Here is a 13527-nt window from a genome sequence, read left to right on the forward strand (position 1 = left end):
TGCCAGCATTGGTTGTTTTTTTATGAGGAAAATGGTCATTTGCACGATTAGATATAACGTGTCAAGAAGTTCAAAATATTAGGCCAAACGTCATCAATATATGCTTCACCATGACGTGAGCCACTAAGAAGACAGGTTTCCACTGGAATTTGTTGATATCGTAGTAGTTCTGCTAACCTTTGATGTTCATAAGCAGGAACAATCTCATTCATTGAGTTACAAAGAAGTCCAGGACCACTTTTTTCGGTGACTTTAGAAAAAATAGAGGCCTTTTCCAAATTATCGTCATTTATCGAATCCAATAAATTTTCTATAATCCACTTATAGTAAGCATTATCAGCCCCCTCTTGGTCAATCTTCTGACTTGGTAATTTCGGGTCAATGATTAATTGCTTAGGAATCGTTTTCTCATGATTTTCATAAAATCCTTTTAAGTCTAAAAGTCCTGATAGGCTGACAAATGGTCGACCTTTTGTCAATCCCAAAAAACTAGCTAAATGTCCACCGGTAGACCCTCCGATAAAAGCGATATTATCTTCTTGGAAGGCTGGGATATTTTTAATAAGCCAAGTGTAGGCAGTTTCAACATCTTCATTTTGAGTAGGAAAAAGATTTTTAGATCGTAAGGCCAGCCGGTAATTCACGGCTGCAACCTGATAACCTTCCACAGTTAGTCGGTAGGCCACCTCTTTTTCTTTGCCCTTATCTCCTTGCCACCAGCCCCCACCATGAATCAACATCAGCGTTTTGCTATTCCATTCTTCTGGTTCATAGAGGTCAATGGCTTGTAAATTATCTTCTCCATAAGTAAAAGTTTTCATTTTTTCCTCCTGACTACATTTTCTTTCTCATCAACTATCATAAGACCGTCTCAAGGTTAGTTTGAGAAGGTCTATTTGTTTCATCAGTAATTTTGTAAATAGATTATTTGCTCAATTTGAAATACAAATCAGCAATATTACCTACAAATTCGTAAGGTTTTTCATCGATAATAACTTCAACTACTTTTGCGGAATCATCAATTGCCGGAATTTCAAGATTTTGTTGGCGGACAAAATCATTGGCATCAATAAATTCTTTGTTCAATGTGCGACCATCTAAAGTTTTAAATGTAATTTTCATTTTATAACCTCTTCCAAACTTAATTATAAATCAAAAACAGTATGGCGTCAATTAATTACGATACAATAATACAATATGAAAAATATTACACTACAGAAAATCTATTTAATTATCTATTATTTTTAAAATCAGCCTGAACTGCACCGATTTTGGCCTAAAGAGATTAGTTTGAAATAAAAACTAGGACCTTGTCCTAGTTTATTTTATTTAGCGGGTAATCTGAGGATTAGTGAAAATATCTGATGAATCATCACTTGGCGAAGAAAACTCAGAGATAATTGCCCCGTCCTCACCAGCTTGAAACCAGTGGAGCGTATTTGGAGCAATCGTATATTGTTCACCTTCTTTAAGAATGATTTCATGCCTTGCGCTGTACCATTCTTTATTTTTTTCTGGAAGTTCGGCACTGATTCCATCTACATTTGGTTCTCCTGTCACATAAAGATAAACCAGTCCTTTTCGGACACGGAAAGTTTCTTCTTTTCCTTCTATCTCTTGATTTCTTCCACGACGTGGATGTTGATGTTCAGGACAAGTTTGTCCTGCCAAAAGAACCATTTCCTTGGCGCAATAACGGTCATTATTAATATAGATAATCAGATTTAAACCTTCTTCTTTAATATTATTTAAACCAAAATCGGCGTATTCTATATTATCTAGTTCTTCTCTTGTAAAAGTTATATTTGAATCTTGAAAAGCTTTTCTAACACTTTCTTCGTATTTCATCTTTTCTCCTTAAGAAATTTTGAGGTCTTTAAAATCAATTTCCTCTTCTTCTTTCTCTTCAAATTCAACCATTTCATTCGGATTAACTGGTTTCATGATAATAATAAAAGTAAGAGCTTGAACGACAGAACCGATGACAAGGGCAAGAATAAAAAGTAGGCCATGATTTCCCGTCATGGTTGGGACCGCAAACATTCCCGAAGCAGGAATGTGGCTATCACATCCCCAAAACATGGATAATGCTCCAAAGACTCCACCACCAATCCCTGTTGCAATCATATTTTTCAACCAATTTTTGAATACAATCGGAAAACAACCTTCAGTAATTTGACAAAATCCCATAGGTATAGCCGATTTTAAAGTTTCAATATCTTGTTTGTCAAAAACATTCTTTTTGAATATTTTTTGAAGAATTAAAGTAAATCCATAGCCAAATGGCGTAATCATTGAAGCACCTATCAGCACGGTGAGAGGCCCATAAATTCCTTCAGAAAACATGGTAAAGACGACGGCAAATACTGTTTTATTGATTGGACCACCGTAATCAATAGATGATAGTACGCCAATAATTAAACCGTAGATTAAAAGTTGTGAAGAATCAAGATTCATCAAATAACTTGTTAAAATTTTGACCAAGTAATTGATTGGCGTTCCAAGAATATAATACATCACCATTCCGCCAAGAAAAGAGGAAACAAAAGGTACAATTAGTGTAGGCATCAAGCCTTCCATCCATTTTGGTACTTTGACATTTTGGTAAAAAAGTAAGGTAATGATCCCGACCACAAAACCTGAAGCAATCCCTCCAATGAAACCTGTATTGATTCCGTGAGCAACAAAACCGACAATCAAACCAGGAGCAATCCCCGGCTTATCAGCAATTGAATAAGCAATTGCTGTTGAGACAATCATGGGTAGAAAGCCAAGACCATATCCTCCCATCGTTGACATGGTATCAGCAAAAGTAAAGGCCTTTGAAAAATCGCTAATGCTTTCGCCTCCCATGATATTACCAATGGCCAATAGAAAACCAGCTGCACAAATAACAGGCAGAAAAAAGGAAATGGCTGTCATTAAATGCCTTTTAAAACCTAGTGTTTTTAAAGCGTCCATCTTTAAGCTCCTTGATTTATTTCTTCTAATTTTTCAATTAACTTATTTGGTGATTTTACAACTAAACTTGTTGGTACTTCAACTACTTTTTTACCTTTAAATCGTTCACGACCACTTATTTTGATGTCAGCTGCGATAATTACAACATCTGATTCCGCAATTTCTTTAGGGTCAAGTTTATTTTGAACACCAGCCAACCCTTGTGTTTCAATATGAATTTCATGCCCATGGTCAATTCCTGATTGAGTCAATTTTTCTTTGGCAATATAGGTATGCGCAATACCGGCTGTGCAGGCTGCAATTCCAACGATTTTCATAATAGAATCCTCACTTTCAATAAGTAATCGCTTACTTTTGTCGTTTTTAGTTTTCCCTTTGATAGATTTTACCAAAGGGAATTTTTTTGATTTGACAGATTGATAATAATTTATTGGAAATAATATTTGGCTTTATCAACTGCTCCGAAGAGCTTGTTTTTGTGATGGACAACTTTTTCAGTTTCTCTCATAGGTTCTGGGAAAAGAACATTTGGTTCACGTTTTTCAGAATTTCCATCATTTAATTCTTCTCTTAACTTTTCAGCAAAGACAATTTTAATATCAGATGAAATATTTACTTTATTTATTCCATGTGTCACCGCCGCTTTAATTTCAGAATCTAAATTATTTGATGCACCATGCAGTACTAAAGGAATTCCAGTTTCTTTAACGATTTCTTCCAAAACGTCAATAGCCAATTTTGGTTGTAATCCTTTTGGATAAAGACCATGAGAGGTACCAATTCCTACCGCTAATGAATCGCAGCCAGTGCGCTCAACAAATTCCTTGGCCTGCTCAGGAGCGGTGTAGATTCCTTCTTGATTCCCTCCTTCAACATTGTTACCCGTGTTTCCAATTGTCCCCAGTTCTGCTTCGACCGAGACCCCTACAGCGTGTGCTGCTTCGACAACTTTTTTGGTAATTGCAATATTTTCTTCAAATGGGGCCAATGATTTATCAATCATGACAGAGGTCATTCCGAGTTGAATTGAGTGAATCACTTGCTCATAGCTTCCTCCATGATCCAAATGAATAGCAATTGGTAATTTAGTCTTATTTGCTGCATCAATACATGAAGCAACAAAATTATCTTCCAAAAAACTTAACTCATCTGGATGAATTGCAATGATAAAAGGGCTTTGATCTTCCTCACATGCTTTTAAAGTCGCATTTAACAGCGGACCTGAGCCACAATTATAGGCTGGAATTGCGAAATTCTTTTCTTTTGCGACTGCGAGTAATTCTTTTCCTGTTACTAAAACCATTTGGGTCTCCTTTATAAAAATATATTTTAAGGCAAAATTGCCTAGTGCACTTAGTTGCTTCTTGTCAGTAACTGATACAAGTTATCGACCGTTTTTACTTTTCCTAGCTCATAAAGAAAGTCATCATGGGCGAGTAATTGAGCGACTTGCTGTAATAATAAGATGTGTGTAGTCGTAGCATCTGTGTCCTTAACAGCGAACATAATGACAACTTTTACTGGTTGCTCATCTAGAGTCTCCCACTCAATATCATTTTCTAAGACGGCAACGGTAATCGTTGTGTCTTTGACAGACAATGACTTACCGTGCGGGATTGCAACACCTTGCCCAATCCCTGTCACTCCCTCGGTTTCTCTTAGATAAACATCCTTGATAAATTCTTGAGCATTGCTAACATAACCCTTACTGACAAGTAAATTTCCTAGTTCTTGAATGACTTCAGATTTACTTTTAGATTTTGACGGAACAATTAGTAAATTTTTATGAACTACTTTTTTCAAATCGATTTCTGTCATTTTTTTCCCCTCCTTTTTCTAAAATATACTTTATTTTTTGGACATCATTTTCAGTCAACAATGGACTAATAATCATGATTGGAATATTGCCAATTTCTTCAATCGGGGTGTCAATTGTTGTCAGGATTAAATCAGTGTTTCCAGCAATATAATCTTGACTTTTTCGAGCTTGTCGATTGCTCATTGTCCCGATAATATTTAAATTGGGAACTTTTTGCTGAATCCTAACTTTTAACAGTTCACTTGTTCCAATTCCTGTTGAACAAACCAATAGAACTCTTTTGTTTGTTGTAATTTCTAAATAATATTTTTCAAAGTAAAGAGTAATATAGCCAATTTCAGAATCATCAATCTTAGTTTCAAAAGCCAGTTCTTGATTGATTGAATCTATTATTTTTGATAATTTTCCAAAAGAGCCACTATATTTTAATTTAACTTCATCTAATAAATTATTTTCAATATGGATACCTAGTCGCAATCGTGAAAGCATGGGTAAGATATGATGATATAAATCTTCATGAAGTCTATGACTCTGCTGTAAGGTCGCAGCTTCCCTTATTTCAAAAAACTTGAGTATCAAGCACTTCGTTAGTTCATCTGCCAATTGTTCATCGATTTTCAAGCTCTCTTGCCTGCTTAAATTAATCGCGTACAAGGTTTGAAATAATAGAAGTTGCTCCACTTCATCTAAAGAAAAATTAAGGTAATTTGACAAGTTTTTGATAACTTTTATGGATAAATTTGCTAAGAGTTCATTTTTGGACATTAGTTCTGCTTCTCTGTCAGTAATTTTATTGATAGAACGCGTAATATTTCCTTCTCGTACACGTTTTACAAGAACTGACAGATGAAGTTTAACCGTCCAATCATAAGGATAACTGAGATATTGCTGCAGCTCTTCTTCAATTAATTCAACTTGACGGTCAATAAATTGACTATCTCCTGAAAATAAACGAAGGCCAATTTTATTAAAAGTTTTATTTTTATTAATCAACATAATTAATCGATTGATTGCTTTTCTGATTTGACTTTCTTCACCTTCAATCCAAACATAATGCTGTTCGGCTTTAAAAATAAGGGAATATTCTTTAAAACTTTCTTTGATTTTCTTCAATTTGCTAGTCTTAGCACTAGCAGATAGATAATCACTTTCTAAAACATCTTCTCTTCTTTTATAAGGGTGACTAAATAAAATCGTCAACATAATTCGATACAAATCATTCTCTTCGTGTTCGTTCTCTATAAACTCTGTATAAATATCTTTGTCCCGAAAATAATCTGACAGTTTGAATCCTTTACCAGCCTGAGAAATGATTAATGGATTATCATAATGTTCTAGGTAACCCTCGTTGATTTTATTTATTATTCTTCTAATCGTTTTGTCAGATACAAGTAATTGTTTTGCTAAACCTGTGGCTGCAACATAATTTTCAAAATTTAGAAGACTCATCACCTGTCTTTCGTTTGTATTTAAAAACATGGTTCGTCCTTTCTATACTTTATTTTCTTGCTCTTACTTTACAATCTTATTTTACCTTACTTTTAGAATGCTTTTGACTTTTATTTGTCCAGAACTCTGGACAATTTTTAATTCGTTCAGTTTCAAATAGAAAATTAGTAAAAAAGCTCTACCAAAGTACAGAATTTTAATTTTTAGGAATTGCATATTATAAAATACAACAAAAATCATATTGAATATCGTATCCAAACTTTTGAAAAGGCATACAATTCATGATAGAATATAATAAAAAAGTCAACAGGAGGAATTTTGATGGTCAGAGCGCAATCTAAAGATGAACTGCTTGCATATTCTCAAAATCATTGGGAAAAACTATGGAATTTAATTGACGAATTAGACGAAAGAACAAAAAATGCGCACTTTAAATTTAATTTAGCTGAGAAAAAGGAAAAACATTGGGCAAGAGATAAAAATATTCGTGATGTTATCGCACATTTGTATGAGTGGCACTTACTTTTATTAAATTTTGTCGAAAAAAATAGCAAAGGAGAAAGAATCCCTTTTCTCCCTCACCCTTACAACTGGAAAAATTATGGGGAAATGAATGACCAGTTTCAAATAAAACATCAAAATACTTCTCTGACTGATTTGAAAAAAGAAATTTTTCAAACTCATCAGCAATTAATGACACTTATTAAAAGTTTTTCAAATGAGGAGCTTTACACGAAAAAATATTTTAATTGGACAGGAACAACAAGCTTAGGTCAATATTTCCAATCCTCACTTTCTTCGCACTATGACTGGGCTTTTAAGAAAATAAAAGAACATAAAAAGACATCAATTGCCTGATGTCTTTTTTATTTTTTTATTTGTCAGTGAAAATAGTTCTTTAGTATTTTATAAAATACAGTTAATTTCTGTCAGTAACTTTTATCAAAAATAATGCTATTGATGACAAGAACAATCCTGACAACCTTCTTCACAAGCAATATTTTGAAAACTCAAACCAGTGATTTCTGTCAAATCTTCCACACTTGGATAGTAACCAATAAGTGTAATTTCTCCATCAACAAGTGTCAGTGGCAAAGCATCTTCTTTGGCCATCATTTGTAGCACTTGCGGATAAAGCTGAAACATTTCTGGCTGATTCTTCAAATTATAACGTGCCATTTGCACTTCTTCACCACTTTTAAATGCAGCAAAAACTTGTGTTAATGTCATCATTTCATTACTGAATTCGGGAATTTCTCTCTCAAAAAGTTCTATTTTCATCTTTATATCCTGTCTTTTATCAATAAAAATATTATATCAAAAGAGGTCTTCAAAATCATTAACGAAGGCGCCAAGGAATAAAAGTACGAATATCTTCATTATTGTAGCCAATGAGTAAGCGACGGTCATCAAATGTAATTGGTGAACGTAAAAGCTGTTGATTTTTCAAAATAAATTGAATCATTTGCTCAGTTGAAATTTGGTCTAAATCGCAAGAACTTCTCAATTCTGAATAAAGTTTTGGTGCTTTTGATTCCGAAACAATAATTTCATCAAAGCCTTTATTTGAAAGCTCCAAAACTCTGACAATATCTTCTTTGCATAAAGAAGATTTAGAGATAACAACATAAGGAATATTTCGCTTTTTGAACCAACTGGTTACGCGCTCAGCTGACTGATTTGAACTTGATTTTTGGTAGATTTTAATCATCTTCACGCTCCTCTCACTTATATCCTCTATTATAACTCGATTTTTTGATTAAAAATTCAGACTTGAGATGTATTTATTAATTTTAAATAATTTTTATCAGTGAATTTTTAGAATTCATTTACTGACAAAGTCTGTCAGTAATTTATGGACAAAAAAGAGCCTTGGTCAGTAAAACCAAGGCTTTATAATTAAGAAATACCATCGATTTCAATTTCAACTAGTCCTCTAACTGCATTAGTCATATAAAAAGCATCATAAGATTTCAAATCAGAAATGGCAATATCCTTATAAATCAATGAATAATTTTTCCCGAACCAATCCAAATAAGTACCCTTCAATGCATTTTTAGCTGGTGTCTCATAAATATCTCCTCTTTTTGCCAGAAAATTACCTATTGATAATTCGCTGACAAAACCATTAATATGAAATAAAACATCCTGATAACCTTCTTTTTTAGCTTCAAGTACTTCCTGACGAAATACTTTTTGAAAATCAGGACCTGAAAGTTTAAATTTAGCTAAAAGACTGGCTTTGTCATTAAATGATGACAATTTAACTCGGTAAAGTTCATTAGAATTTGGTAAGGGACGAATCTCACTTGCCAATGCATCCCCATCTGTACTAACCCGTAAAACACCGTCAGTAACATTTTGAGCAAAAACCTTTAACTTTTCTTCTAAGTCCTGATGATGATACTGCTTTTGCAATCTTGCAACATGGCCTTCCCGATTTAATAATGTTCCATCTTTGACAAGACCAGTTGTAAACAAGGGACTTGGGACTTCTTTAATGCCAAAAAGTTGAAGAAATGGTTTTGCTTTTAGTAAAATTTCTTCAAATTCTACTTCTGGGTCACTTTCAAAAGTGATTCCGCCACCCACGCCAAGTTGATAGGTTTCCCCATCATGGACCAAAGTACGGATTACAATGTTCATATCCAAATCCATCTCACGATTTAGCCAACCTTGCATCCCCGTATAAGCTCCTCTTGGGCCTTTTTCAACTTCTTTAATAATTTCAAGTGCTCTTTTTTTGGGCGTTCCTGTGATAGAGCCTCCCGGAAATAGAGCTGTCATAAATGTTGAAAAGGTCAAATCTTTTTTCACTTTGCTTGTAATTGAAGTGACCAGCTGATGCACATGTGAAAAAGTTTCAATTTCTGCAAATTTAGGAACTGACAGAGTAAAAGGCTCACTAATCCGCGCAATATCATTACGTAATAAGTCGGTCACCATTAATAATTCAGACCGTTCTTTTTCATTTTCAGAAAGTCTTTTCTTTTGTAATTCATCAGCTAACGGATTTTCACCCCTAGCAATGGTTCCTTTTATCGGTTTTGAAACCAAAGCTCCATCACGAATGGTTACAAACCGCTCAACAGAGCTAGAAATTTGAGTCAGTTTCCATTCAGGATATTGTAAAAAAGAGGAAAAAGGAGCCGGAATTTTTTCCTTAGTCTTTTTAAAAATATCAAATGGTTTTTCATCAGACCAAATCTCAAATTGTTGAGTTAAATTAGCAACATAGATATCTCCAGCGACCATATAATCTTGTAATTTTTTGATAGAAGCTATGTATTCGTCATGGCTTTGTTCAATAAAAACAGCTGCTGCTCCTTGTTTTTCCTTAAATTCTTCAGGATTAAAAGTTTCGTCATCAATTGTTTCCGACAACCAATAATCTCCATCAGTTTTTCCAAATTGTGCAACATGCAATATGTTAGTTTTATGATTAAAAAGTAAGAGTTCATCATAAGCAGCAAAGCAAGCAGGATCTTGTTCATAACTCACAAATCCTAATATTTCAGGATTTATCGGCCAATCTTTTGGCTTTTCATCCAAACTACTTCTCAATAAATCTACCGATTCTGGGAAACTAATATTCTGCTTTAAACCATCAACGAAAAGCTCCCCTTGGTATTTTGAAACTTTTTTGTAGGGCTTATGAGCTAAAATACTATAATACTCATTTTCGTTCACTTGACTAGTATGTAAAAAAACAATTTCTTCATCCGAACGATAATATTTTAGAAAAATTTTCCAGATATCAATATTTTTTTTAATAAATTCTTTCAAAAGACTACACCTGCTTCAAAAAATTCTTTAACATTTCATGCCCATGTTCAGTAATCAAACTTTCCGGGTGAAATTGTAACGCCCATAAATTTAGTTTTTGATGATGAAAAGCTTGGATAACACCATCTTCGCTCAATGCATCAACTATAAAGCCCTCAGGTAATTGACTGACGACTAATGAATGATAACGGGCTACCCTAAAATTTTGAGAAAGTCCGGCAAAAATCCCTTGACCACTATGAGTAATTTTAGAAATTTTACCATGCATCGGTTTTTCACCTCGAATAACCTGACCTCCAAAACATTCGGCAATCACTTGCTGTCCTAAACAAATTCCTAATAGTGGAAGTTTTCCAGCATAAATTTGAACGACTTCACGACTAAATAACGCTTCTTTAGGCGTTTTGGGTCCTGGTGAAATGATTATTGCATCATAAATCTGGCAAATTAAATCAGGAGAAGTTCGAATCACTTGACTCAAGTTTTCACTTTCAGTTACAACTGTCAAATCACATGCCAGTTCTTCAAAATACTGTACAAGTAAATAAGTGAATGAGTCATAATTATCAATTAAAAGTAATCGCATTTTATCCTCCTCAAATAATTATACTAAAAATAATATCTCAAGACAGCAACTAGTTTTAAGAATATTTCATCTGATAAAAAAATTGTCTCCCTATAATTTTCATCTATAGATTATGTTTCTCTATGTTATAATAGTTAATTGACTCCTATGACACTGAAGGTCTATAAGTTTCAATAAAAAGGGCTTTTATAAATTTTTACCTTTTAGACTGTCAATAAGGGTCAATGAGCTATACTCAAAACGTAGTTAAAAACGTAACTAAATATTTTTGTCAGGCAAGGGGCTGTGTATCTACGATATACAGTTTTTTATTCTTCCTTATTGCTTCACATGTTTTTTAAACTTCATATCTTTGCTATAAAAATAACCTCCAAAAGTTAGTCTTTGACCTAGCTTTTGGAGGTTATTTTTATTTTAAGTTATATCAACGTTTATTTTTTATTTTATATCTTCCTAAAAATATTCCAAGAGATAAAATTATTGATAATACTCCAAACAGTGTGATTCCGATTGGAACTTTTTCTGCTCCCGTTTCTGGTAACTCATTTTTGTTAGATTTATTTATAGATAATTTTTGGTCATCGTTCTCATTACTAAACTCATTTCCATTATCCATTTTATTTTTGATTGTTACTTTAGCTACACTGCTTACATCATCATAAGTATAGGTCACATCATAAACACCAGCTTTACTTGTATCCACTTTAGAATCATCAACTGTTAGCTGACTGAAATCAACCTTGTTCCCATCTTTATCAAGGGCAGAATCAAAGTTATCTTCGGATTTCCAAGTATCTCCAACATAAAGACTTGAGTCATGAACATTTACTGCAGTTTGTTTATCTTTAACTGTGATTTTAGCTACACTACTTACACCATCATAAGTATAAGTCACGTCATAAACACCAGCTTTACTTGTATCCACTTTAGAATCATCAACTGTTAGCTGACTGAAATCAACCTTGTTGCCATCTTTATCAAGGGCAGAATCAAAGTTATCTTCGGATTTCCAAGTATCTCCAACATAAAGACTTGAGTCATGAACATTTACTGCAGTTTGTTTATCTTTAACTGTGATTTTAGCTACACTGATTACACCATCATAAGTATAGGTCACGTCATAAACACCAGCTCTGCTTGTATCCACTTTAGAATCATCAACTGTTAGCTGACTGAAATCAACTTTATTCCCATCAACATCGGTAGCAGAAACAAAATTATCTTGAGGCTTCCATTTATCTCCTGTATAAATGGTTGAATCTTTTACATCAAGCGTCGATTGGTCAACTTTATAGATGTAGGTAACTGTTTGTTCACTATTTGTAAATGTTCCGGTAGCATTGTTTGGAAGCTTAGTATCATCCAGTACATATCCAGTTATTGGGATTTTATATTCATTACTTGTTACATCGTATGGAGCATTTAGAGTATCAATTAACATCTTATCTGGTGCAATGGATGTTTGATTTTCATCCATATACTTTACCATTACTGGTTCACTATCCAACGTTGCATCCAAACTATGAACGATAACTGAATGTTGATTGTTGAAATTCCCTGTACCTGCACTAATTATTAATGATATATGATCACTCGAAAACGTTGTTCCTATATTATACGACCAGAATTTTCCATCATAATTGACCGAGATGTTTTTAGTATTTGCATCGTAAGAGAATGTCAGCTCACGGTATTTACCGTCAGGAGCACTTATTTCTTGAGATAAACCATCTATTGTTGTAAGCGTATTACTTTCATTTTTTATAAAACCTGCAAATGCACCATCCTTATGCAATAAATCCTCAAATTCAATAGGATCTGCTGCAACATCAGAATTTCCTGCATTATTGTATACTGTATCAAGTTTAAAGCCAAATGCTTGATTTAATCCTCCAATACCAAAACCGTTCCCACCAAAACCAACTTTCCCAGGAGTATCATTATACAATCCAATTGCTAAACCATCTCCTCCACTTTGAGATTGTGGTTTTGTTCCTAAATTAACAGACATACTTATTGAAAAGTTTTTAGTGATATCAATTTGTGTTTTTGAGGTTGCTGAGCCGGCTTGCCAAACTGAATCAGGAGTTAAAATTAATTCTCCGGATTGCTTATCATAATTTGCTGAACCATTGATAGTAAAGTATTTATCAAAATTACTTTTATCTATTGTTACTCCGCTTTGAGTTTGTACATTATTTTGTACCAATAACTCTTCAGCATTCACTTTTTTTATAGACCATAAGACGTTTGGAACATTTATCGTACCTAGTATAATCGTACCTAATAAAAAATATTTACTAAATTTCATATTCATCTTTATATTGTAACATTTAAAGTACGTTTTTTTTACGTTAAATTGTATGCCATACAATTTAATATTAGCATCTAAATCATATTATCATTGGTTTAATCAGAATTGAAAAATGACTGTTTTAGTTTTCCTAAATCTTTTTTATTTTTTAATATATTTGTAATTTTATCTTCTGCTAAAAAGTCTTCCTTACATTAATTTGCTGTTGTATTACTTTCTCCACTCAAAATCATTTCTATCTTCAGACTCTATAACTAATGGAGTTATATTATAAAGGTAGACACAAATCAGTGTGTTATAATCTGTCTAAGAAGACATAAAATGAAAGGACTTTTATGTCAGGCTTTAAACATTACGATATTATTCTCTTGAAAGATTTAAATCCAAAAGAAATTCAACATAGACTTGGTCATTCGGATTATGGAATTACTATGAATACTTATAGCCACCTTGCAAAAAATAAAGAAAAAGATACTGCGAGAAATTTCGGAGATATCTTAAATGCATTATAAAATTTATTCGAACGTAGTTAAAATCGTAGTTAGCTAAAATAATCTATGGCTGATTCCCTTTAAAAGGCGTTTTCATTTACTTATTATATGTTATAATATT

14 protein-coding genes and 1 pseudogene are annotated in these 13527 nt (G+C 33.2%); 2 read left to right on the forward strand and 13 right to left on the reverse strand.

Going from position 1 to position 13527, the window contains the following annotated elements; all coding sequences use genetic code 11:
- Positions 1–47: 47 nt before the first annotated feature.
- The 8 genes from RSC39_RS06485 to RSC39_RS06520 all read right to left on the reverse strand — a co-directional run bounded on the left by RSC39_RS06485 (position 48) and on the right by RSC39_RS06520 (position 6259).
- Positions 48–821 carry an alpha/beta hydrolase gene (locus RSC39_RS06485; RefSeq protein ID WP_332535978.1) on the reverse strand — a complete coding sequence of 258 codons (774 nt, stop codon included), beginning with the start codon at positions 819–821 and terminating at the stop codon, positions 48–50.
- Positions 822–924: 103 nt separating this feature from the next.
- Complete coding sequence (locus RSC39_RS06490) at positions 925–1122, reverse strand: hypothetical protein (protein ID WP_021037340.1); 198 nt, start codon at positions 1120–1122, stop codon at positions 925–927.
- A 207-nt stretch (positions 1123–1329) separates the two neighbouring features.
- Complete coding sequence (locus tag RSC39_RS06495) at positions 1330–1848, reverse strand: D-lyxose/D-mannose family sugar isomerase (RefSeq protein WP_332535980.1); 519 nt, start codon at positions 1846–1848, stop codon at positions 1330–1332.
- A 9-nt stretch (positions 1849–1857) separates the two neighbouring features.
- Complete coding sequence (locus RSC39_RS06500) at positions 1858–2961, reverse strand: PTS fructose transporter subunit IIC (protein WP_332535982.1); 1104 nt, start codon at positions 2959–2961, stop codon at positions 1858–1860.
- A 2-nt stretch (positions 2962–2963) separates the two neighbouring features.
- Positions 2964–3278: a fructose PTS transporter subunit IIB gene (locus RSC39_RS06505; protein WP_021037343.1), complete on the reverse strand. Its 315-nt coding sequence runs from the start codon at positions 3276–3278 to the stop codon at positions 2964–2966.
- 110 nt (positions 3279–3388) lie between these two features.
- Positions 3389–4264, reverse strand: coding sequence for a ketose-bisphosphate aldolase (locus RSC39_RS06510; RefSeq protein WP_063280998.1), 876 nt, complete (start codon positions 4262–4264; stop codon positions 3389–3391).
- A 50-nt stretch (positions 4265–4314) separates the two neighbouring features.
- Positions 4315–4779: a fructose PTS transporter subunit IIA gene (locus RSC39_RS06515; protein ID WP_021037345.1), complete on the reverse strand. Its 465-nt coding sequence runs from the start codon at positions 4777–4779 to the stop codon at positions 4315–4317.
- Positions 4745–6259 carry a PRD domain-containing protein gene (locus RSC39_RS06520; protein ID WP_046124864.1) on the reverse strand — a complete coding sequence of 505 codons (1515 nt, stop codon included), beginning with the start codon at positions 6257–6259 and terminating at the stop codon, positions 4745–4747. Before RSC39_RS06520 ends, RSC39_RS06515 begins: the two co-directional genes overlap by 35 nt.
- 291 nt (positions 6260–6550) lie before the next feature.
- Here RSC39_RS06520 and RSC39_RS06525 point away from each other — a divergent pair, with 291 nt between their 5' ends.
- A complete protein-coding gene (locus tag RSC39_RS06525; RefSeq protein ID WP_332535986.1) occupies positions 6551–7087 on the forward strand; it encodes a ClbS/DfsB family four-helix bundle protein in 537 nt (178 codons plus the stop codon).
- A 96-nt stretch (positions 7088–7183) separates the two neighbouring features.
- Here the strand turns inward: RSC39_RS06525 and RSC39_RS06530 are convergent, their stop codons facing one another.
- The 5 genes from RSC39_RS06530 to RSC39_RS06550 form a co-directional block, all read right to left on the reverse strand.
- Entirely contained in the window at positions 7184–7510 is a 327-nt protein-coding gene (locus RSC39_RS06530) for an arsenic metallochaperone ArsD family protein (protein WP_332535988.1), read from the reverse strand.
- Between the two features lie 58 nt (positions 7511–7568).
- Positions 7569–7940, reverse strand: a complete 372-nt coding sequence (locus tag RSC39_RS06535; RefSeq protein WP_011835057.1) for an ArsC/Spx/MgsR family protein — start codon at positions 7938–7940, stop codon at positions 7569–7571.
- A gap of 188 nt (positions 7941–8128) precedes the next feature.
- Positions 8129–10015: an aminodeoxychorismate synthase component I gene (gene pabB, locus RSC39_RS06540; protein ID WP_332535990.1), complete on the reverse strand. Its 1887-nt coding sequence runs from the start codon at positions 10013–10015 to the stop codon at positions 8129–8131.
- Positions 10016–10019: 4 nt separating this feature from the next.
- On the reverse strand, positions 10020–10601 hold the full coding sequence (locus RSC39_RS06545) for an aminodeoxychorismate/anthranilate synthase component II (RefSeq protein ID WP_332535992.1): 582 nt from the start codon (positions 10599–10601) through the stop codon (positions 10020–10022).
- Between the two features lie 424 nt (positions 10602–11025).
- Positions 11026–12918, reverse strand: a complete 1893-nt coding sequence (locus RSC39_RS06550) for a bacterial Ig-like domain-containing protein (protein ID WP_332535994.1) — start codon at positions 12916–12918, stop codon at positions 11026–11028.
- A 371-nt stretch (positions 12919–13289) separates the two neighbouring features.
- On the opposite strand from RSC39_RS06550, the pseudogene RSC39_RS06555 reads away from it, so the two are divergent.
- A pseudogene (locus tag RSC39_RS06555) lies at positions 13290–13427 on the forward strand (site-specific integrase); the annotation flags it as partial.
- Positions 13428–13527: the final 100 nt, after the last annotated feature.

The sequence above is a fragment of the Lactococcus sp. genome, assembly GCF_036648155.1.
GTDB classification, from domain to species: domain Bacteria; phylum Bacillota; class Bacilli; order Lactobacillales; family Streptococcaceae; genus Lactococcus; species Lactococcus cremoris.